Annotated in this window: 14 protein-coding genes and 1 tRNA gene; 2 read left to right on the top strand and 13 right to left on the bottom strand. The window is 62.6% G+C overall.

What is annotated here, in order from left to right:
* Positions 1–8 precede the first annotated feature (8 nt).
* From LB558_RS21680 to LB558_RS21655, 6 genes are all read right to left on the bottom strand, one after another.
* Positions 9–2138 (bottom strand): ParB/RepB/Spo0J family partition protein, encoded by a 2130-nt coding sequence (locus tag LB558_RS21680; RefSeq protein WP_224699401.1) that lies wholly within the window; start codon positions 2136–2138, stop codon positions 9–11.
* Between the two features lie 64 nt (positions 2139–2202).
* Positions 2203–2610 carry a DUF2958 domain-containing protein gene (locus LB558_RS21675; protein WP_224699400.1) on the bottom strand — a complete coding sequence of 136 codons (408 nt, stop codon included), beginning with the start codon at positions 2608–2610 and terminating at the stop codon, positions 2203–2205.
* Positions 2607–3569 carry an ArdC family protein gene (locus tag LB558_RS21670; protein WP_224699399.1) on the bottom strand — a complete coding sequence of 321 codons (963 nt, stop codon included), beginning with the start codon at positions 3567–3569 and terminating at the stop codon, positions 2607–2609. The genes LB558_RS21675 and LB558_RS21670 overlap by 4 nt, the downstream gene beginning before the upstream one ends.
* A gap of 445 nt (positions 3570–4014) precedes the next feature.
* Positions 4015–5376: a DUF6538 domain-containing protein gene (locus LB558_RS21665; protein ID WP_224699398.1), complete on the bottom strand. Its 1362-nt coding sequence runs from the start codon at positions 5374–5376 to the stop codon at positions 4015–4017.
* A 129-nt stretch (positions 5377–5505) separates the two neighbouring features.
* Positions 5506–5582 (bottom strand) — tRNA-His (locus tag LB558_RS21660).
* 371 nt (positions 5583–5953) lie between these two features.
* Positions 5954–6412 carry a phasin gene (locus tag LB558_RS21655; RefSeq protein WP_224699397.1) on the bottom strand — a complete coding sequence of 153 codons (459 nt, stop codon included), beginning with the start codon at positions 6410–6412 and terminating at the stop codon, positions 5954–5956.
* 247 nt (positions 6413–6659) lie between these two features.
* Between LB558_RS21655 and LB558_RS21650 the strand changes: the two genes are divergently transcribed.
* Complete coding sequence (locus LB558_RS21650; RefSeq protein WP_224699485.1) at positions 6660–10436, top strand: PAS domain S-box protein; 3777 nt, start codon at positions 6660–6662, stop codon at positions 10434–10436.
* A 268-nt stretch (positions 10437–10704) separates the two neighbouring features.
* On the opposite strand, the gene LB558_RS21645 is transcribed toward LB558_RS21650, so the two are convergent.
* Complete coding sequence (locus LB558_RS21645; RefSeq protein ID WP_224699396.1) at positions 10705–12663, bottom strand: acetoacetate--CoA ligase; 1959 nt, start codon at positions 12661–12663, stop codon at positions 10705–10707.
* 236 nt (positions 12664–12899) lie between these two features.
* On the opposite strand from LB558_RS21645, the gene LB558_RS21640 reads away from it, so the two are divergent.
* Positions 12900–14753 (top strand): AsmA-like C-terminal region-containing protein, encoded by a 1854-nt coding sequence (locus LB558_RS21640; protein ID WP_224699395.1) that lies wholly within the window; start codon positions 12900–12902, stop codon positions 14751–14753.
* Between the two features lie 23 nt (positions 14754–14776).
* Here LB558_RS21640 and LB558_RS21635 read toward each other — a convergent pair whose 3' ends face one another.
* The 6 genes from LB558_RS21635 to LB558_RS21610 form a co-directional block, all read right to left on the bottom strand.
* Positions 14777–15595: an ABC transporter permease gene (locus LB558_RS21635; RefSeq protein ID WP_224699394.1), complete on the bottom strand. Its 819-nt coding sequence runs from the start codon at positions 15593–15595 to the stop codon at positions 14777–14779.
* A 4-nt stretch (positions 15596–15599) separates the two neighbouring features.
* Positions 15600–16574 carry an ABC transporter permease subunit gene (locus LB558_RS21630; protein WP_224699393.1) on the bottom strand — a complete coding sequence of 325 codons (975 nt, stop codon included), beginning with the start codon at positions 16572–16574 and terminating at the stop codon, positions 15600–15602.
* 8 nt (positions 16575–16582) lie between these two features.
* On the bottom strand, positions 16583–17722 hold the full coding sequence (locus LB558_RS21625; RefSeq protein WP_224699392.1) for an ABC transporter ATP-binding protein: 1140 nt from the start codon (positions 17720–17722) through the stop codon (positions 16583–16585).
* An 85-nt stretch (positions 17723–17807) separates the two neighbouring features.
* Positions 17808–18905: a polyamine ABC transporter substrate-binding protein gene (locus tag LB558_RS21620; protein WP_224699391.1), complete on the bottom strand. Its 1098-nt coding sequence runs from the start codon at positions 18903–18905 to the stop codon at positions 17808–17810.
* A gap of 340 nt (positions 18906–19245) precedes the next feature.
* Positions 19246–20196, bottom strand: a complete 951-nt coding sequence (locus LB558_RS21615) for a DMT family transporter (RefSeq protein WP_224699390.1) — start codon at positions 20194–20196, stop codon at positions 19246–19248.
* Positions 20197–20346: 150 nt separating this feature from the next.
* On the bottom strand, positions 20347–21789 hold the full coding sequence (locus LB558_RS21610; protein ID WP_224699389.1) for a helix-turn-helix domain-containing protein: 1443 nt from the start codon (positions 21787–21789) through the stop codon (positions 20347–20349).
* Positions 21790–21819: the final 30 nt, after the last annotated feature.

Genomic DNA, 21819 nt, shown 5'->3' with positions numbered 1-21819 from the left:
GGCTGTGCCTACTCAGCGGCCGGGAGCTGCGGTTCCTCCTCGTCGTCAGTCACTCCGTCGTCGCCGCCACCTGCGAGAAATTCGGGCAGCGCTTCGTCTTCGCTGTCCGAGGAGGAATCGGCCGCCTCTAGATCTAGCTCGGCAAGCCGCAGGGGTTCAGGCAGCCAGCGACTGTCGGCCAGGAGCCGCTCCGCCTCCTTGGCCATGTCGCCCTTCTTGAGGTGGTCGATCAACTGCGTGGCGCGCTCGCCTTCGCCTTCGCGCACGGCCTCGAGGATACGTGCCTTGGTGACGCGACCGAGATAGTTGCCAACCGTCGGCCGCCAGCCGGCATCAACCATGTCGAGCCCGACCGCACGAGCCAGATGATCGGCCTCGGCAAGTCGCTGCTGCACGCCATGCGCGGAGATGGCGCCGTTGCCGTAGCGATCGGCCCGTTCATAAAGAGCGTTCACGCCGAAGGATGCGCAATGGGCGAACAACTCGGCCTGCTCAGGGGCCGAGAGCGCCGCAAGCGCATCCCAAAGATCGGCGACAGCACCCGGAAGACGGGCTTCCCAGGCCTTATGGCGAATGTCGATCGCGCGTGCGTAAGGTGTATCGCGAAGCTCGGAAGACTGCGCCGAAAAGACCGTGCCGCGGACAGAGATTTCCATCGCCACGCCATTCGAGCTGTAGCGAGAGAAAACGTCACGCACGAGCTTGTGCAGCACTGCCAGGAAAGCGGTCGCCGGATCGTTTGCGAGTTTGTCGCGCAGCGCCAGCGTACGCTCGGCAGTCAATTCCATGATCAGGCGATCCGGCAATGGCTTGATTTCATCTTCCTCATCATCCCCCGGCTCGGTCGGCTGACCACCGATGGTGATGACGGCCCGCTGAACCGAGCCCGTCGTGGCTGGTTCGTAGCCTCCCTCGACGCTGTGACTGTTGTCGCCTTCGGCCGCACCGGGGGTTTCGTCCTCCGGCTTCACAAAGCCGCGCTCGACGAGGAGCGACCCATCCGAATCCACGCTAATGAAGACACCGGCGCGCGCGACATCAGCCGGCTCGAAGCGAACAGGTCGCGATTCCAGCGTTTTGATCGCGGCTTCAAGTTCACCGAACCGCTGGTCGACTTCATCCGGCAACTCGTCGGCCTCCTCATATTCCGATTGCAGCTTGCCGAACTCGTCACGCAATGCGCCGAGCGTTGCCTGCTCCTCGTCGGAGAGGTCGACCGGCGTACCATCGAGTTCGCGCAAGCCGTGCGCCGCGCCATAGGGGAAGCCCACCGCGACTTCGATCCACTTCCAGCCTTCGTTGGCGATCTCGTCGGCCATCACCTGCAGTTTCTCGGTGACGAGACGGTCGAGCAGCGGCACATCTTGCAACCATCCGCCATCATCCGACTGGAACAGGTCGCGCAGCACTTCGCCACCTGCTGCCTCATACGCGTCCAATCCCACGAAGACGGCTCGCTTGTCAGAGGCACGAACGGTGTTCTCGGTCAGCATGCGGCGAATCTGGTATGGCTCCTTCGACCAGCTGTTCTTGACTGCCTCCCAGACCTGCTCTTGCCGTGCATGGTCATTGTTGACCGAGAAGGCCTCCAGTTGGCCGATCGTCATGCCATCGTCGGCATAGACGTCGAGGAGCGCCGCAGACACGGCGGTGAGCTTGAGACGTTGCTTGACGATGTTGACTGAGATGAAGAAGGCGGCAGCAATCTCCTCCTCCGACATGCCCTTGTCGCGCATTTCCTTGAAGGCGCGATATGCATCGAGCGGATGGAGCGGAGCGCGGTCCATGTTCTCGGCTAGCGAGACCTCCGCGGCGAGAATTGGGCCGGAAGAGTTGCCGACAACACACGGTACGGGCGCCGTCTTTGCGAGTTGCTTCTGCTTCACAAGCATTTCCAGGGCGCGGTAGCGGCGGCCGCCGGCCGGCACCTCGAACATCCCGGTCTCCTGGCCATCGGCATCGAGAACGGGACGGACGTGGATGCCCTGGATCAGGCCGCGACGGGCGATCGAGGCAGCGAGGTCCTCGATCGAGACGCCGGCGTTGATGCGCCTGACATTGGTCTGGGCGAGAACCAGCTTGTTGAAGGGAATGTCGCGCGAGGGCGACAGGGTGATCTTTTGAACGGCAGTGACCATCGGGTTTCTCCGCGACGGGCGCCGAGAGCCTCTCTCTCGGTCCTGAACCCGTCACGAAATCCCCTCAACCCTCTTCCTCTCCTACCTTCGGGCTCGGTTGGTCACACCGCTGCCCATCGGCAGCGCCGCGCAAGATGCGTTCGCCCCCCGGGATGCTTCCAGCGATGCGGGCAGCCTCCGCATAGGCCGAGATGGGGTGTTTTCCGGTGAAAAGGAGATCGCGTTCGATGGTCATGCCGAATGGCAGGCGGATCGATTGCAATTCAGAGAGGCTGAAGGAGCCAAGCTCGGGACAACCGAAACCGGGGTCGGCCAGCCCGAACAGGGTGTCGCCATCCTCGTCGAGTTCAGTCGCGAGCCATGTGCCGGCACCGAGCGGATTGAAGAAGCGGACAGCCGGGACGTGGTCAGCTTCGCGGCGGCGGCTATTGGCGAGAAGGAGATCGTGTAGGTCTGGGCACAGCAGGATCATGCGGCCCTCCTGTCGGCACCCGCATCCATCTCAAACGGCAGCGCGCCATCCTCAGGTAGGTGACTGAGAAGCCAATCGGCCGCCTTGCTGGCCTGGCAGGCGGCGCGCACGATAGCGCGGTTGTCCTCTCGCAGCACCTCGAGCCAAGAGCCTATGTAGTCAGCATGTCGTACCGTTGGCACGATGCCGAGCGCGGCGCAGCAGAACGCTGCGTTGATCTCAGCCACGAGCTCCTCGAAGGCATATTTTCTGGTTCCAAAGGAGCCGGACAAATCGCGGCCGAGGCGTAAGGCGTGGCCCGTAGCGTGACCAAGCTCATGCAGCGCGGTGCGATGCCAGTTGATCGGTTCGAAGTACGCTTGCGGAGGAGGCACCTGAACATAGTCGCGAGCCGGTACATAGTAGGCTTGGTTCCCGCCGATACGGAATTCGATACTCGTGCCCCTGATCAGCGCCTTGACACGAGGGTCGATCAGCCGCGCGTCCGGTAGCGGAGGCGACACGGAGATTGCATCTGGCAAACCTTCACATTGCTCGATATTGAATACCGTAAAGCGTTTGAGGAACGGAACCGCTCGGGCATCCTCGCCGGCCTCTCTGGCGCGCTTCTTCTCATCGTCCGGGATGAAGCGATCAGCATACACGACAGTGGTGCCCTGCTCCCCTTTGCGGACGTTGCCGCCGAGCACTTGTGCCTGCCGAAAGGTCAACCAGCTTTGCGTCTGATAACCGCGCTCGACGACGGCGCCCCAGAGGATGAGCACGTTGATGCCGCTGTAGGCCTTGCCGGTGCTGGCATTCTTCGGAACCGACAGCGGCGCTTTCGCAGCGGCTGTCCCCCAAGGCTGAACCCAAGGGAAACGGCCCGCCTCCAACCCGGTGATGATCTTATTGGTGATATCATCATAAAGGCTGCTCCGGGAAGCAACGCCGCCGGCTCGATTGCGTTGATAAGACATCGCGGTTCTCCGCGACGGGCACCGGAGGCTTTCCTCCGGCTCTCAACCCGTCACGGAAGACCCGGTCCGCACTCTCACTCTCCTGTAGGACCCGGCCGCAACGCGGATCGACCTATGTGCGCGAGATGGCACGCCAGGCCACGCGTTTCGGATTTTCGCCTTTCCCAACGTTGGAACTCGCGCCTCAATCTCCTTCCCGCAAGGACAGTTGGGACGCGTGGAGTGGATGCTGGTCGCAAGAAGGGTAAAATGGTGAGGTCCTACTCGCCGGCGCCTCGGCCCGTTACGGCAGAGCGCATCGAGCGCGTGCTCGACCGCGTTGCTGAGATAATCGTGTCGCGAGGCGACAAGGGTGAGGCATGGCTCCCCCTGTACGACCACCTGGAGCGCGCGCTGCAAGACTACCAGGCGAGGAAAGAACGGATCGCCATTGTACACGAGCGAGTCAAACGATTGCAGGATCGAACGGCAGTGCGATCTTCATAAGCTCCTCCTGCCACATCTTCATTTCACCGCCTTCGCCGTATCTGGGGCGGTCGATCGTATGGCCCATCAGCATACGCCGCAGTTCCTCATCGAGCCGTGCGTTCTTCATACGGTCCTCGAAGGAGTGGCGGAGCGAGTAGAAGGTGTGGTTCTCGGTGGGGAAGAGATTGTGCTTCTTGAAATGCTTATTGACGGCAGCCGATAGCTGCGCCTCGCGGTCCTTGTATCTCGGAAATCCGTTCGGGTGCTTTTTGAAGACCTCCAGAGCAACGCCGACGAGCGGTACCTTTCGCACTGACGATGCTGTCTTGATTTCGCGCGGATCCTCCGGATCCTCGCGAGGCTCGACCGAGATGTGCGGTACGTCATGTTCAAGATGGATCACGCCATCATGAAGGTTCGCAATCTCGCTGGGCCGGCAGCCGGTCTCTACAAACGCCAGCACGATTCCCCGCGCCTGGTCGTTGAGATCCCTCAAGGCACCCGGCGCGAGTATTTTGTCTTTGATCCAGTCGGTTGGGAATGGCGGGCGACTGCGCTTCGATTTGTCGCTAAAGGATAGATCGGCAAACGGGTTCTTTTGCTCAGGGAATCCCAGATGGCGAAAATAATCTCCGTAGAGCGATCGCAGGTTGCCTATGTTGCGGTTGCCCGTAGAGGCCGAGCGATCGCCAGCGCCCTCCTCCGGCGCCACTCGGTCAAGCCAATATTTATGAACCTTCAGCGCGTCTTCGCGCGTGATCTTGCTCATCGGCTTGTCCTCGACCAGTTCGATGAACACATCGACGCTCATTTGCCGCTTGGCCTTCCAGCGCTTGCGCTGATCGGGGCTCTTGGTACGCAACTCATCGCGAACGATCTCGGAGAAGTAGACCTTCAGCGCATCGGACATCTTTTCGTCAGGTCGCTCGACCATGCCCGCGACGGCATCCACCACAGGGGATTTCGCCGGCTCTGCTATCGTGGTTTCGAAGCGCTGAAGGATGGTTTCCAACGGTTCGGCGGTGAGTATCTCGGCAAGTGGCCGATAAACGAACCCCAGCGACTCGGCGCGCTTGATGGCTTGATCATGTCGGATGCGTGCCGCCTGTGGATTGTTACCCAGCATCAACGATGCCCACAAAGCATTATCGGCTGCCTCGTTGAGATCTCGGGCGGTACGCGCCTTTTTTCGGTCAGCGGTGCCGAGGGCGCGCCGAACGAATTCACCGCGCTGGTCGAGGTCGCGGACCTCCTTGGGCACGCGGCGATAGTAGTGGAAACGATCCCCCCTCAGTCGCAGGAAGCGGTCAGGATCTTGCTCCTCACGACGTCGTCCCATGGTACCAAGACGCTCCTTGTAGCACAATAGGTAGCACAATACGTAGCACAAAACCGGAAACCGCTGCAAGAGCCAAGCATCTCTTGGCAAAATTCTGCAGCAAAATCAAACACTTATGGGAAAGTCTGATGGTACCGTTGGCTGGGATCGAACCAGCGACCTCCGGATCCACAATCCGGCGCTCTAACCATCTGAGCTACAACGGCACGTTGCCTGAGCGGATCGAACAGAAAGCTCGTCCCGACCGCTCTGTCGTTCGGCGATGCGTCCTTACGGGCTTATGGATTCTAATTCAAGGCTTTTGGAAAGCAAAGGGCACTTCCCCACATCGGCGCGGCATTTGCCAGCAAGAAGGCGCAGGCAGGGACCGGGCGACGGACAAAGAAAAAGGCCGGCGGGAGGAGGTGCCGGCCTTTTCCTGTTACGAGCCAGCGGGAGGAGGTGCTGGCTGGTCACCCCGGAGAGCAGAGGGAGGAGGTTCCACTCACCGGGTATTCCTTGATGGCTGCCATCATACACATGATCGGTTTTTAAGAAAATGCGACCTTTTGTTGCATCTTCAGATCATGCGCAAATGTTAGGCAACCTTGATTTCCTTCATCGCCTTCTCGAAGGCGGTCTTGATCGGCTTGGAGACGTCCTCGGCCGCCTTGGAGGCAACGGCCTGGAAGTCCTTGGCCTGCTCGACGGTCGACTCGACACGCTTGCGCAGGAAGGCGGTCTGCAACTCGACGACTTCCGACAGCGACTTGGCGCCGATCAGGGCTTCGAGGTGGGAAAAACCGGCCTCGGCATTGGCACGCAAAGCGGAGATGGTCTTGAGCGACAGGTCGCTGGAAACGGTCTTGGCGGTCTCGTAGGTCGACTCCAGAGCCTTCTGGGTCTCCTCGGCGCCGGTCTTCAGCTTGGCATAGGCCTCTTTCGACTGCTCAACGCCCTTTTCGGCGAAAGCGCGGATCTGGTCAGTGGCCTTGGAAGCGTCGAAGCTCGGGAATTCAACGTTTTCGATCGTCTCGGCGGTCTTGGTCCTGGACATTTTCCATCCTTTTCAGCGGCAGCGGCTTTGACAGAAAGCCGTCTCGTTCATGTATGATGGCAATATAAAGGCAAATTTTGTGCATTGCAATATCTTTGTTGCAGTGCACCATAAATTTCTTTTGGGCCGTTAACCACGAGCCCAGATTCCAGCCTTTGCACGTTCTGGCTTGTGGACCTTCGCGCCTCCGGCTTTTATTAACAAAGCGTTAACTGCAAATCGCCGCTCCGTGAGGTCCGCCAAGCGCATGCCGTCCGAATATTCCTTCCTCGATGTCGCCGTGCTCGATGCGGTCCGCCAGCGCTTTGCCGCAGGCGACGCGATCGCGATCCTGACGGCGGATCTGGAGCAGGTGATCTGGGCCAATGGGCCAGGAGCCGCGATGTTTGGTTATCCCGACATCGAGACGATCATCGGCGCCTCGGCGCAGTTGCCCGTGATCGCCAGGCGCCAGATCATGGCGACCAACGGATTTCCCGAGATTGGCAGTGACCGCGCCATCATGGTGCGGCTGGCGACCGGCATGACCAGCCGCGCAGTCGGCTTCCTGGCCAGTGCGGTGACCATGCCGGACGCCGAAAAGGCGATCATGCTGGCAGTGCCGGCGGCTCAGACAGGGTCACGCAGTGCCGGCGAAATCGCCGCGCGCGCCATTAGCGGCTTCACCGAGGATGGTCATTTTATAGCCTTTGTCGATGCCGCGGGCAACGTCGAGGCGGCCTCGGAAGGATTTTCGGCACTGGGTATCCTGCCGAAGACGCTGGCGGCACTGGTTGCCGACGTCGCAGCCGAGAGCGACCGCATCATCAAGCGCCTTGTCCCCGGCGGCACGGCCTCCTACCCGGCGGGGCTGGCAAGATTGACCGAGGAGCGGCATCTGCTGGTGGTGATCGACGAGGACCAGCTCGACGACACAGCGCCTGCGGGCGAACATCCTACGCAAACCATTGCCGAGGCGGCGCCTGCTGGCGACGCGGCTTCCCAGCCGGAACAGGGTCGCGAGACACCGACCGACGAACCAGGCACCTCGCAGCCGGCCGACGACATCGCCGCATCGCAGCCGCATGAGATCGCCGACGCGATCGGGCAGACGCCGACGGCTGCCAACAGCGATCAGCCGGCAGCAGAGCGCACGCCCGCGCAGCACGACCATTGGTACTTCAACGCCGGCGAGGACGGAGGGCAACAGGCGCCGCGACCTGCCGCATCCGAACCTGAAGCGCCTCAAGAGCCGGCCGCCGTGGGAGTCCAGGCCACCTCCGCGGCCACGCCAACGACCGTCTCGGCGATAGACCGCGCAGCGGCGCCGGTGCGCTTCGTCTGGCGCACCGATGCCGAAGGCAAGTTCAGCGCGCTGTCGCCGGAATTCGCCGACATCGTCGGCAGGCCGGCGGCAGACGTGATCGGCCGACGCTTCAGGGATGTCGCCGCTGCATTCGGCCTCGACCCCTCCGGCGAGATATCGGGGCTCCTCGAACGGCGCGATACCTGGTCCGGGCGCTCCGTGCTGTGGCCGGTCGTCGGCACCGATCTGAAGATACCGGTCGACCTGGCGGCGCTGCCTGTTTACGGCCGCAGCCGCGCCTTCGAGGGTTTCCGCGGCTTCGGCGTCGCCCGCGCCAGCGACGCGGTCGTCGATCCGGAGGCCATCGGCATGGCGCTGGTGCCCAACAGCCAGGCGCCGGCAACGCCGGAACCGCAAGCCATCCAACCCGCGCCCGAACAGCCGAACGCCGAGGATGCCAAGGCCGAGGGCCCTCAGGCATCGGATCCGTTCAAGGGCGAGGTGCCGGCGCTGACCATCGTGCCGAAACAGGAGCGGCGCTTTGCCGACAAGGTGATCCGGCTCGCCGAACATCGCCAGCCAGCCAACGACAAGGGCCTGTCGACCCTGGAACGCAGCGCGTTCCGCGAAATCGGCGAGCGGCTGAAGAAGGATAGTGCTCCGGTCGAGCCGCCAGAGACTGAGACTGCGGAGGCGTCGACGGCGGAGGCCGAGGCTCCGGTCAGGGCGTCCGACGACCCGTTTCGCACCGACGGCATCCCTGCGTCAGGGCCAGAGAACGAACCGGTCGAGCCATTCGATGCCGATGCCGAATACGAGCAGGATCTGGCACGGCTTGACGGTCACCCGGACGAAGCGGCTCGTGAAGCCCCCCCGGGAATGAATGTGACGGGCTCGTTGCTCGACTATGCCGGCCAAGATGACGAACGTGGCCCGGTGGCGGCGGAACCAGAGAACACGCCTGCCGTTTCGCCCGGCGAAGAGCCTGAAGCCGCTGGCGCGACACATGACGTCCTCGATGACGACAGCATGACGTCAGCAGACTTTCGCGATGCCGAAGACAGTGAGGATTGGGCGCAGCCCGACGAGGAAGCCGCGTCGCCCGACGAGCAGGCGGTTACCGGGGAAACTGTCAATGCGGGCGACGCTGCGGAAATACGCGTCGAGCGCCCTCGCCTGCAGGTTCCGCCGCTCAAGGCCGAAGGGTTCGTGCCGTCGGCGTTTTCCGCCGGAGATGAACACAAGGCTCCGGACACGTCGCTGCTCGGCAAGCTGCCCGTGCCGCTGCTCATCCATTCCGGAGACCAGTTGCACTATGCGAACGAGGAATTCCTCAGCCTGACCGGCTACGAGGCGCTCGACGATCTGGCGGATGCGGGCGGCCTCGGCGCGTTGTTTGCCGATCCCTATGCCGACGACGGCGTTTCCGACGGCACCGATCGCGCGCTGCGGCTGAAGACGCGAGATGGACAGGAATTCCCGATCGAGGCCATTTTGCGCTCTGTCCCCTGGCGCGACGGCAAGGCGCTGATGCTGGTCGTGCGACGCTCCGGCGAGGATGATGCGCCGGCGAGCCTGCATGTGGTTGGCGACGAGCAGACGCAGCCGGATGTTTCCGAGCTCAAGGCGCGCATCGCCGAGATGCGCACCATCATCGACACCGCCACCGACGGCGTCGTGCTGATCGGCCGTGACGGCACCATCCGATCGATCAGCCGGCCGGCCGAAGCACTGTTCGGCTTCGACAGCGACGACGTGACCGGCAAGCCATTCGCGTCGCTGTTTGCCATCGAAAGCCAGCGCGCGGCACGCGACTATCTCAATGGGCTGTCCGAGCCCGGCGTGGCGAGTGTCATGAATGACGGCCGCGAGGTGATCGGGCGCGAATCGCAAGGACGCTTCATTCCGCTGTTCATGACCATCGGCCGGCTGCCCAACGACAGCGGCTTCTGCGCCGTCGTTCGCGATATCACGCAGTGGAAACGGGCCGAAGAGGACTTGACGCAGGCACGTGCGGTGGCCGAGCGCGCGTCCTCGCAGAAGACCGATTTCCTCGCCCGCATCAGCCATGAGATCCGCACGCCGCTCAATGCCATCATCGGCTTTTCCGAACTGATGGTCGACGAGAAGTTCGGACCTGTCGCCAACGATCGCTACCGCGACTATCTGCGCGACATCAACCGCTCGGGCAATCATGTGCTCGACCTGGTCAACGACCTGCTTGACATCTCCAAGATCGAGGCTGGCCAGCAGGAGATGGCCTATGAGGCGGTGTCGCTCAACGACACGCTGGCCGAGACGGTGGCGATGATGCAGCCGCAGGCCAATCGCGAACGGGTCATCATCCGCTCCAGCTTCGCTTCGCGGTTGCCGGAAGTGGTGGCCGACCTGCGCAGCGTGCGCCAGATCGCGCTCAACATCCTGTCCAATGCCATCCGCTACACCCAGGCCGGCGGCCAGGTGATCGTCTCGACCGCCTATGAGACGTCGGGCGACGTCGTCATGCGGGTGCGCGACACCGGCATCGGCATGAGCCATGCCGAGATCGAGCAGGCGCTGAAGCCGTTCAAGCAGATCAACGCCCTGAAGCGCGGACGCGGCGACGGGACCGGGCTTGGACTGCCGTTGACCAAAGCGATGGTGGAAGCCAACCGTGCCCGGTTCACCATCAATTCGACACCGGGCGAAGGCACCCTGGTCGAGGTCGCTTTTCCGTCGACCCGTGTGCTCGCGGAATAGGTCAGCCCTCTCCACTGTTCGATCCCGATAAAAGAAAAGGCGCCCAAAGGGACGCCTTAAGAGATGGGATTGCTGTCACAACGGGGGCTTGAGCGAATTCGGATCCTCGGGGCTGAGGAACGGGATTTCTCCCTCAAGTTACGTGCGACTATCGACGCCGGACCTTAACAACTCCTTACCGGGGCGCCGGAAAATTTACGAATGTGTACCACTCATGAAATCTAGGTAAATTCTAGCGAGATATTTCGTTAACCATGCCGGCTGCCAATTACTCGGCCAGCTGCGGCAGGTTCTTGAACAGCTCGAGCGCCTCTGGATTGGCGAGCGCCTCCTTGTTCTTGATGGCGCGGCCATGCACGACGTCGCGCACCGCAAGCTCGGTGATCTTGCCCGACTTGGTGCGCGGGATGTCGGTGACGGCGACGATCCTTGCCGGCACGTGACGCGGGCTCGCGCCGCTACGGATTTTTGCCCGTATGCGTTTTTCCAGATCCTCGTCGAGTTGCACGCCGGCGGCCAGCCGCACGAACAGGATAACGCGCACGTCGTTGTCGAAGTCCTGTCCGATGCACAATGCTTCCAGGATCTCGGGCATCTGCTCGACCTGATTGTAGATCTCCGCCGTGCCGATCCTCACCCCGCCCGGGTTGAGCGTGGCGTCGGAGCGGCCATGGATGATGAGGCCGCCATGCTCGGTCCATTCGGCGAAATCGCCATGACACCAGACATTGTCGAAGCGCTCGAAATAGGCCGCCCGGTACTTCTTGCCATCGGGGTCGTTCCAGAAGCCAATCGGCATCGCCGGAAAGGCTTTTGCGCAGACCAGCTCACCCTTTTCCTGCCGGACCGGCCTGCCGTCGTCGTCCCAGACATCGACTGCCAGGCCGAGGCCGGGTCCCTGGATCTCGCCGGTCCAGACCGGCTGCGTCGGCACGCCCAGCACGAAGCAGGAGACGATGTCGGTGCCGCCGGAGACCGAAGCCAGATGCACGTCCTTCTTGATGCCTTCATAGACGAAGCGGAAATCTTCCGGCGACAGCGGCGAGCCGGTGGAGGAGATTGCCCGCACGGTGGCCAGATCATGCGTGCGGATCGGCTTGAGGCCAGCCTTGCGCACGGAATCGATGAACTTGGCCGAGGTCCCGAAGAAAGTCATCTTCTCGGCATCGGCGAAATCGAACAGCACATTGCCGTCGGGGTAGAAGGGCGAACCGTCATAGAGCAGCAGCGTCGCACCCGAAGCGAGCCCCGACACCAGCCAGTTCCACATCATCCAGCCGCAGGTTGTGAAGTAGAAAAAGCGATCGCCGTCGGTGAGACCGGCATGCAGCCGGTGTTCCTTGACATGCTGGATCAGCGTGCCGCCGGCCGAATGGACGATGCATTTGGGAATGCCGGTCGTTCCCGACGAAAACAGGATGTAGAGCGGATGCGAAAACGGCAGCGGCTCGAAAGTGACAGGCTTGCCGGCGAACGGTGACAGCGCCTCTTCCAGCGCCACCGCCTTGTCGATGGTCCCGGCTACATCGCTCGATGTGCCGAGATAGTCGACGACCAGGATCTGGCGGACAGTGCCGAGCTTGGCCGCGACCGCGGCGATCTTGTCGGCGACTTCGATCGCCTTGCCATTGTACCAATAGCCGTCCGGCGCGATGAAGACGACGGGCTCGATCTGGCCGAACCTGTCGAGTACGCCCTGCTCGCCGAAATCGGGAGAGCAGGACGACCAGACGGCACCGATCGAGGCGGCGGCCAGCATGGCGGCGACGGTCTCCGGCATATTGGGCATCATGGCGGCAATGCGGTCGCCCTTCTTCACCTTGAGCGACAGGAAAAGCTGCTGCAGCCGCGAGGTCAGCGCGTGCAATTCGTTCCAGGACAGCCGGCGTTCGACCTTGTCTTCGCCGCGAAACACGATCGCGTCGCCTGAGCCGGTCTTCTTCAGCAGATTCTCGGCGAAATTCAGTGTCGCATCGGGAAAGAAAGAAGCGCCGGGCATCTTGTCGCCGTCGACGAGCAGGTTATCGCCCTTGTCGCCGACGATGCCGCAGAAATCCCAGATCAGGCTCCAGAACCCTTCACGGTCCTCGACCGACCAGGCGTGAAGCTGCGAATACGAGGAAAACGCTACGCCGGCTTTCACTCCGGCGGCCTTGGTGAAGGCGGTCAAGGGTGCTGCGTCAATCTGGTCTTGCGTCGGGGTCCAGAGCGGTTGTCCGGCAGCCATGATCGTTCCTCCACGGTCGCCATCGCTTATGCATATCGCAGCGCAGCAGAGCAAGATTTTGTTCGGCTGATGCGACCAGATGTGCGCAAATGCCATCGCCGGGCCATAAAGACTTGAAATGCCTCAGCCCTAAGTCGTAGTGACAACTTGAAGTCGTAGTGGCGGCCGGAAGTCGTGGTCACGACTGGGGTTACACCCGTCGGGCGATTTGTCGGAATGGAAGCATACGGGGCCATATGCCATCATCTATGATCCGGCGCGGAATATGGGCGATCGGCGCTGCCGTGATCGTCGTCGCGCTGGTCGTTGCCGCCCTGCCGCTGATCGCCTCCACCCGTATCGTGCGCGACCGCATCGCCTGGGAAATGAGCGCGTGGAGCGGCTTCCGTGTCGCCATCGACGGTTCGCCGCGCATCGAGGTTTGGCCGACATTCCGCGCAATCCTGACCGATGTGACGCTTTCACAATGGACCGACACCGAGGCGCCGCCGGTGGTCGAGGCAGAACGGGTCGAGGTCGACCTTTCCGCCATGGCGGCGCTACGCGGCGACGTGGCGTTTTCGACGGCGCGGCTGGTGCGGCCGACGATCCGGGTTCAGCGCACGCCTGCCGGCCTTTTCCTGCCTGCTGTCCCGACCGGCGGGCGCATCACGCGCTCCATCGACACGGCGCGCGGCGTGGTCAATGCCGACCCCGCCAAGCCGGACCTCGACAAGCTGCCTAACGACACCTTCGGCACGGTCGAGTTTCGCGACGGCCGAATGGTAGCCTCCATCGGCGGCAAGGACGTCGAGATCCTGAGCAGTTTGAACGGTCAGGCGAATTGGGCGGCGATGAACAGCAATGCGACGCTGTCGGCAACAGGGATCTGGCGGGGCGAAAGCGTCGCTCTGGACGTCGCCTCGGCCAAACCGCTTGTGCTGTTTGCCGGCGGTACGGCGCCGCTGACGCTGTCCTTCAAGGCGGCACCCGCCACCTTCTCGTTCGACGGCACTGCCAGCATGTCTGAAAATACCTATTTCGACGGTCAGGCGAAGTTCTCGGCGCCCTCTTTGCGGCGTGTCCTGGAATGGTCGCAGGCTGGTATCGCTCCGGGTGCAGCGATCGGCTCGGTCAGCATTTCGAGCAAGATCACCGCGACCGGCGGGCGCGTCAAGTTCGACAACACGTCGATTGCGCTCGACAACAATCCGGGAATGGGTGCGCTGGACCTCTCGCTTGGTGAAGCACAACCGGTGATCTCCGGTACGCTCGCCTTCGACACGCTCGACCTCAGATCGTTTCTGTCGGCCTTCACCCCGCTGGTGCCGACCGGAGGGGCGGGACCCGGCGAAATCGACACAAGTTTCGCCGACAAGATCAATCTCGATCTCAGGTTGTCGGCGGCGCACGCCACGGCGGGGCCTACCCAGCTCGCCGATGTCGCCGCCACCGCCCAGGTCAAGGATGGTCTGTCCGTCTTCGACATCTCCGATGCCTCGGCCTTCGGCGGCAACATCCAGACCAGCCTTCGCTTCGATCGCAAGCCGGAAGGCTCGCAGGTCGAAATCCGCCTTCTGGCGTCCGACATCGACGGCGGTGCTTTCGGCACGGCCGCAGGGATGACGCGGCTGGTGCCGGTCGGCACGGGCACCGTCTCGGTGATCCTCAAGGGGCCGGGCAGAACCTGGGATTCCATCTTCGACAATGCCGACGGCTCGGTCTCGGCGACCTTCGGGCCGGGTGCGTTGAGCAAGCTCAACCTGCCGGCCTTCCTCAAACATACCGAACAGGGCGGCTTCTTCGCGCTCGACGACGTCTCCGACGGAACGCTGCCGATCGACGGTGCCGAGATCAAGGCCACCATTTCGAAGGGCGTGGCGCGGATCGACAAGGCCGAGGCCAATTCAGCGAAGTACAAGATCTGGCTGTCCGGCATCGCGTCCTATGCCGGGCGCGGACTGGCCTTGTCCGGCGGCGTCATTCAGCCGGAGCAGGCGGCAACGCAGGCCAATGGCCAACAAGGTCCCAACCAGTCGTCGTTCTTCGTCGGCGGAACCTGGAGCACGCCGTTCATTTCCCCGATCAGCCGCGGCGTTTCGGGGGAATAGGCCGCCACCGCGCCTTCCATCTTTCAGCCGCGCTGCGCGGCCCGCTCGTCGAGTTGGCGCTGCACCTCACGCCGCTTGTTGGCAAGCGAGGCGATGACGACGCCAATCGCCACAACGGCGATCAGGATGGTGCAGGCGGCGTTGATCTCCGGCGTCACGCCGAGGCGGACCTGGCTGTAGATCTTCATCGGCAGCGTCGTCGCGCCCGGCCCGGAGGTGAAGCTGGCGATGACCAGATCGTCCAGCGAAAGCGTGAAAGCCAGCATCCAGCCGGAGACGATCGCCGGCATGATGACCGGCAATGTGATCTGGAAGAAGGTCTTCACCGGCGTTGCGCCGAGATCCATCGCGGCTTCTTCCAGCGAACGGTCGAAGGTGATGAGGCGCGACTGCACGACCACGGCGACGAAGCACATGGTCAGCGTGATGTGGGCGAGCGTTACGGTGAGGAAGCCGCGGTCGAGGCCTACCGCGACGAAGAGCAGCAGCAGCGACAGGCCGGTGATGACTTCCGGCATGACCAGCGGCGCAAAGACCATGCCGGAGAACAGCACCCTGCCCTTGAAGCGCGTGTAGCGGGTCAAGGTGAGTGCAGCCAGAGTGCCCAGCACCGTCGCAACGGTGGCCGAGATCAGGCCAACACGCGCCGTCACCCAGGTCGCGTCCATGAGGCCCTCGTTGTGGAACAGCGAGACGTACCATTTGGTCGAGAAACCGCCCCAGACCGTGACCAGTTTCGATTCGTTGAACGAGAAGACGATGAGCAGCACGATCGGCAGATAGAGAAAGGCAAAGCCGAGCACGATCGAGGTAATGTTGAAGCGGCTCCAGGTGGCGTTCATGAGGTCACCTGTCCATTTCCTGAGCGCGCGCCTGAGCCCGCTGGAAGAGCATGATCGGCACGATCAGCAGCATCAGCAGGATGACGGCAACGGCCGACGATACCGGCCAGTCGCGATTGGCGAAGAACTCGTTCCACAGCGTCTTGCCGATCATCAGCGTCTGCGATCCGCCGAGCAGATCGGGAATGACGAATTCGCCGACAGCCGGAATGAACACCAGCAGACAGCCGGCGATGACGCCGGGCAGCGACAGCGGGAAGGTGATTTTCCAGAAAGCACTTGTCGGCGGACAGCCGAGATCCTTGGCCGCCTCGATCAGCGAATAGTCCATCTTCTCGAGAGCGGAATAGAGCGGCAACACCATGAACGGCAGGTAGGAATAGACGATGCCGATGAAAATCGCCGTATAGGTGTTGAGGATGATCAGCGGCTGGTGGATGACACCGGTGGCGAGCAGCAGCTGATTGAGCAGCCCTTCGGGCTTGAGAATGCCGATCCAGGCGTAGACGCGGATCAGGAACGAGGTCCAGAACGGCAGGATCACCAGCATCAGCAAGGTTGGGCGGATCGTCGCCGGCGCGCGCGCCATGCCGTAGGCGATGGGGTAGCCGACGAGCAGTGTCAGGACCGTCGAGACCGCGGCGATGATGACGCTGGTCACATAGGCGTTGAAGTAGAGCGCGTCCTGCGTCAGCCAGGTGTAGTTGTCGAGGCTGAGTTGTTTCAGCTGAGCAAGGAACCCTGAAATACCGCCGCTGAAATCGAGCGCCGGCGTATAGGGCGGAATGGCGATCGCCGTCTGCGACAGCGAGATCTTGAAGACGATGACGAACGGAATGAGGAAGAAGAACAGCAGCCAGACATACGGGATGATGATGACCAGTCGGCCAACGAAAGCAGCACCCAGCCTGGCAAGGATGGATTTGCCGGCATTGGATGCCGGAGAGGCTGAGGCGGTGGTGACGGCGGCGCTCGACATGGTCGCCCCTACCGCGTCAACACGACGCCGGCGTCGGGCCGGAAGGAAACCCAGGCGCGGTCGTTCCAGCTCAACGGATCCTCGGTAATGCGGGCCGCGTTCATGGTGCTGGCGCGCACCACCTGGCCGTCGTCCAGCCTGACATGATAGACGGTCATATCGCCGAGATAGGCGATGTCGTAGACCTCGCCCTCGATGGCGTTGACCGCCTCGGCCGGCTTCTTCGACGACACTTTGATCTTTTCCGGCCTGATGGCGAAGGTGACGGCCGTCCCGGCGCCGGCGGTGCCGGCATTGTCGGTGCGGATGGTGATGCCGTTGCCGGCATCGATGCTGGCGCTGCCGGCATCGCCACGCGCGATCTTGCCCTCGAACATGTTCACATTGCCGACGAAGCCGGCGACGAAGCGCGACCCCGGCGCCTCGTAGACTTCGGCCGGCGTTGCCACCTGCATCACCTCGCCCTTGTCGATGATGGCGATGCGATCGGCCATGGTCATTGCCTCTTCCTGGTCGTGGGTGACGACGACGAAGGTCAGGCCGAGGTTCTGCTGGAGGTCCATCAGTTCGAACTGCGTCTCTTCGCGCAGCTTCTTGTCCAACGCGCCGAGCGGCTCGTCGAGCAGCAGCACTTTCGGCCGTTTGGCTACCGAACGGGCGAGCGCAACGCGCTGGCGCTGGCCGCCGGACAGTTGATGCGGCTTGCGCTTGGCGAATTGCTCGAGCTTGACCAGCTTCAGCATCTCGGCAACGCGCGATGCGATTTCGGGCTTCGGCATGCCGTCCTGCTTGAGGCCGAAGGCGATGTTGTTCTCGACCGTCATATGCGGGAACAGCGCATAGGACTGGAACATCATGTTGACAGGCCGCCGGTAGGGCGGGATGCCGCGCAGATCCTGGCCGTCAAGCAGAATGCGGCCGGCTGTCGGCTCCTCGAAGCCGGCGAGCATCCTGAGCAGCGTCGACTTTCCGCAACCGGAAGCACCAAGCAGCGCAAAGAACTCGCGCTCGAAGATGGTCAGAGACAGATTGTTGACGGCGGTGAAGTCACCGAACTTCTTGGTGACGTTGTCGAACTGGATGTACGGCTTGGCGTTCGGGTCGTTCCACGGTGCAAAATCCCTGCGGATGCTGCCAAGCGATTTCATGTCCCACTCCGTCCTGATTTTCTTGCTTATTGCCCCAGGTAAAAAACGGTCCCGGCAGGTGGCTGCCGGGACCGTGTCGGATTGCTTACTGGCCAGTGACGATCTTGGTCCAGGTGCGCGTGATGACGCGCTGGGTCTTGGGATCGTATGGCAAGACGGTGTAGAGCTTCTTTATGGTCTCGGCATCTGGATAAACTGAAGGATCATCCAACAATGCCTTGTCGACGAATTGCTGCGAAGCCTTGTTGCCGTTTGCGTAGAGCACGTAGTTCGACGACTTGGCGATAACTTCCGGCTTCATCATGTAGTTGATGAACTCGAGCGCCTCCGCGACATGCGGCGCGTCGGCAGGGATCGCCATCTGGTCGAACCACATCTGGGCGCCCTCCTTCGGCACGGAATAGCCGATTTCGACGCCCTGCTTGGCCTCGACGGCGCGGTTGCGCGCCTGGAACACGTCACCCGACCAGCCGACGGCCAAGCAGATATCGCCGTTGGCGAGCGCGTTGATGTATTCGGAGGAATGGAACTTCCTGATGTAGGGCCGGACCTTGAGCAAGGTCTCCTCGGCCTTGGCGATATCGTCTGGCGATGTGCTGTTCGGGTCGAGGCCGAGATATTTCAGTGCAGCCGGAATGATGTCGGCCGGCGAGTCCAGCACGTAGACGCCACAGTCCTTCAATTTGGCCAGGCTGTCGGGATTGAAGAAGACATCCCAGCTGTCGATCTTGTCGGTGCCGAGTGCCGCCTGCACCTTCTTGATGTTGTAGCCGATGCCAACCGTGCCCCACATGTAGTTGACCGAGTATTCGTTGCCGGGGTCGTACTTGGCGGTGCGCTCCGAAACCGTGTCCCACATGTTGGAAATGTTGGGCAGCTTCGACTTGTCGAGCTTCTGGAACACGCCGGCCTGGATCTGGCGCGCGAGGAAGTTGCCGCTGGGCACGACGACGTCATAGCCGCTGCCGCCGGCAAGCAGCTTGGTCTCAAGGATTTCGTTGGAATCGAAGGTGTCATAGACGACCTTGATGCCGGTTTCCTTGGTGAAATCGTCGATGATCGAACTGTCGATGTAGTCCGACCAGTTGAAGACGTTGACGACACGATCCTCGGCGTGACCGCCGACGGTGAAAAATGTCAGGAATGCCGAGGTTGCCGAAAGCCAGAGCGCTTTGCGGATCATTCTATTCTCCTTTGATGAGTGTTCCTTCGCCGGCTCGTCGCGATATCAGCGCGACCGGCATTTTCTTCAGACTATTGAGCTTTCCAAGGGGCGACAAGCGCGAACTGCCGAGCCCATGCAGGCGGTTCGATGAGATGGCTCGATGCCCCTGAGGCGGCCTGGGAGGCGTGCCAATACCGTCATAGGCTTTCGCCGGGGCGCGGGCAGAGATACGACGATATGGTCCGGTCTCGATCGGACCGGCTGGGAGACTTGGCAAGATACGCCTGTCTTGTTGTTGCCGTATTCCCAGCCTGCCCGTGCTGCAGCGACGTTGTCAATGGCAAAGCTGCGGGCCGCTTCAATTAGGCGACGGCACCCCGATGACCCCTGCGCGTTCGGGCCGTGCCTGGCGCTTGAATTCGAGCCCGATATGGACGAGCAGCGCCGTGACCACAACCGCGCCACCGATGATGGTGCGCCCCGACGGCACCTCGGAATGGATGAGCCAGACCCATATCGGGCCGAGGATCGGCTCGAATGTGCCGAGCAGCGCCGCGATGGCCGCCGGGATCAGTCGCGCGCCGGTGGCGAAGAAGGCGAGGCCGAGGCCGAGATTGACCACGCCGAAGGCAAACAGAAAGCCCATGTCACTGACTGACACGGTGAAGGTCGATGCCTGCGAGGCGGCAAAGCCGGCCGCGAGCATGGTGCCGAGGCACGTCGCCGGCGTCATGCGCACGCCGGAGAACCGCCGGGTGATGACGGTGGCGACCGAGAACATGACCGCGATCAGCAGCGCCAGCCCATCGCCTATGGGCGAGACGGCGCCATCAAGCGATTCCGACACCATGATGGCGACGCCGGTGATGACCGCGGCAATCGCCACCCAGGTGGCGACACCAACCCTTTCGCGGAACAACGCCCAGGCAAACAGCGCCGCCAGCAACGGCACGCCTGCCTGCATCAAAAGGATGTTGGCGACGGTGGTGTAGGCCAGCGCCACGACGAAGGCGGTCGATGCGGTGGCAAAGCAGATCCCCACGGCAAGGCCGGGCAGACCCATGTCGCGGAACAGCTTCAGCGTGCCACGCCAGCCGTCACGCCAGACCATGAAGCAGACCAGGAAGGCGGCTGCCCAGACGGAGCGCCAGAAAATGACCGTCCAGCTGTCACCGACAGTGATGAAGCGGGCGATGGTGCCGCCGAAACTCCACATCAGCGCCGACAGGAAGACCAAAAGCATGCCGACGCGCTCCTCGCGAGGCGAGACGGCTGGCGATGCGACGATCGGCGATGCGGTATCGATCATGAGCGCGACTGTCGGGCTTTTGTGGACGGGACGATGCGCAAGGGACGACAAAAAGATGCTCTGTTCGCGTAACGCAAAGGCGCAGGCCGGAACTGAGCCAGCGGCCGGCGACAATTGTGGCACCCTGCCCCATTTCAGAGGAACATGGCGCTACTGAAAATCGAAAGCACTCAGGCCCGTCACCATCTCGTCGAGGCCGAGCGGGCGCGTCACCGGCGGTTCGGCCCGTGCCATGCAGCCGACGCGTTCGCAAAGCCGGCAAGCGGGCCCGACCGGCGTCGCCGCGACGGTGCCGGCCTTTGCGGTGATTGCCGCACCGGGCAATGCCGCGCCATAGACGATCTCGTCACGAAAGCCGATGTCGCAACCGAGCAGCAGGGCGGTGCGCCGCGGGCGTTCCGAGAATGCGCCTTGCGGCCCTTCCAGCGTGCGGGCGATGCAAAGGAACTCGGCGCCGTCGGGCATTTCCACTGCCTCGACGAAGACCTGGCCGGGCTGGGTGAAGGCGACATGCACGGGCAGTTTGGGACAGCCGCCGCCAAAGCGGCTTTGAGGAAAGCCCTGGCTGCCGGCCTTGCGGAAGCGGTTGCCGGCATTGTCGACCTCCAGCATGAAGAACGGCACGCCCGAGGCACCCTGCCGCTGCAGCATGGTCAGCCGGTTGGCCGCCTGTTCGAAGGAGACCCCGAATCGCGAACGCAGGATATCGATGTCATAGCGGGCGCGCACGGCAGCCGCGTGAAAGGCCTGATAGGGCATCATCAGCGCATGCGCCGCGTAACGGCCAAGTTCGAAGCGGGCCAGGCGGCGCGCCTCGTCGGTGCTCAGCTTGAGCGCCTGGATCTCGCCGGCGACCGCGACCGTCATGCGGATCAGGCAGGCCTCCATCGCGACTTCGCGCAACTGGTCGAACGGCGACAAGCGTTCGGACAGGAACAGGCGCTGCGAATGACGATCATAACGGCGGCGCCAGTTCGGCATGGTCGCGACCGGCAGCACCTTGACCACGATGCCATATTCGCGCTTCAGCCAAGCCTTCAGCGCGCCGGACAGATCGTCACCGGGATCGAGCACCGAGGTGAAGGCTGCGGCCTCCTCCTCGAGTGCTACAAAATGGTTCGGCCGGCGCTCGAAAATCTCGTGCACCTCATCGATCGGCAGGCGGGCGCCGGAGAGCGCCGTCGCGCGGCCTTCGCGTGCCAGCAATTCGTTGAGGTCGGACAGGCGCTCGGCCTGCTCGCGATAGGCGCGGAACAGTTTTATCACCGCCGCTGACGCGTTGGGCGCTGCCTCCGCAAGCTCGATCAGTTCCTGATCGCCCGGCAGTTCGCCGACCAGCAGTGGATCGGTGAACACCTCCTTCAAGGCGGCGACAGACCCCCTCGCCTCGCCCTGCAGTTCGTGCGGGTCTACCTTGTAGACGGACGCCAGCTTGAGGATCAGCTGCACCGTCAGCGGCCGCTGGTTGCGCTCGATCAGGTTGAGATAGGACGGCGAGATGCCAAGGCCCTCGGCCATCGCCGTCTGGGTCAGGCCCTTGGCGTTGCGGATGCGGCGGATGCGCGGCCCGGCGAATATTTTCTGGTCAGCCATCGACTGTCCTTGACAGAATTACACAGATTT

Source organism: Mesorhizobium sp. CO1-1-8, from assembly GCF_020164875.1.
Lineage (GTDB): Bacteria > Pseudomonadota > Alphaproteobacteria > Rhizobiales > Rhizobiaceae > Mesorhizobium.
Note: the sequence above shows the minus strand (reverse complement) of the source record. Positions and strands in the feature narration are given on the sequence as shown.

Coding starts and splice junctions, on each gene's coding strand:
- LB558_RS21680 (WP_224699401.1), bottom strand. CDS start 2,138: ATGGTCACTGCCGTTCAAAAGATCACCCTGTCGCCCTCGCGCGACATT.
- LB558_RS21675 (WP_224699400.1), bottom strand. CDS start 2,610: ATGATCCTGCTGTGCCCAGACCTACACGATCTCCTTCTCGCCAATAGC.
- LB558_RS21670 (WP_224699399.1), bottom strand. CDS start 3,569: ATGTCTTATCAACGCAATCGAGCCGGCGGCGTTGCTTCCCGGAGCAGC.
- LB558_RS21665 (WP_224699398.1), bottom strand. CDS start 5,376: ATGGGACGACGTCGTGAGGAGCAAGATCCTGACCGCTTCCTGCGACTG.
- LB558_RS21655 (WP_224699397.1), bottom strand. CDS start 6,412: ATGTCCAGGACCAAGACCGCCGAGACGATCGAAAACGTTGAATTCCCG.
- LB558_RS21650 (WP_224699485.1), top strand. CDS start 6,660: ATGCCGTCCGAATATTCCTTCCTCGATGTCGCCGTGCTCGATGCGGTC.
- LB558_RS21645 (WP_224699396.1), bottom strand. CDS start 12,663: ATGGCTGCCGGACAACCGCTCTGGACCCCGACGCAAGACCAGATTGAC.
- LB558_RS21640 (WP_224699395.1), top strand. CDS start 12,900: ATGCCATCATCTATGATCCGGCGCGGAATATGGGCGATCGGCGCTGCC.
- LB558_RS21635 (WP_224699394.1), bottom strand. CDS start 15,595: ATGAACGCCACCTGGAGCCGCTTCAACATTACCTCGATCGTGCTCGGC.
- LB558_RS21630 (WP_224699393.1), bottom strand. CDS start 16,574: ATGTCGAGCGCCGCCGTCACCACCGCCTCAGCCTCTCCGGCATCCAAT.
- LB558_RS21625 (WP_224699392.1), bottom strand. CDS start 17,722: ATGAAATCGCTTGGCAGCATCCGCAGGGATTTTGCACCGTGGAACGAC.
- LB558_RS21620 (WP_224699391.1), bottom strand. CDS start 18,905: ATGATCCGCAAAGCGCTCTGGCTTTCGGCAACCTCGGCATTCCTGACA.
- LB558_RS21615 (WP_224699390.1), bottom strand. CDS start 20,196: ATGATCGATACCGCATCGCCGATCGTCGCATCGCCAGCCGTCTCGCCT.
- LB558_RS21610 (WP_224699389.1), bottom strand. CDS start 21,789: ATGGCTGACCAGAAAATATTCGCCGGGCCGCGCATCCGCCGCATCCGC.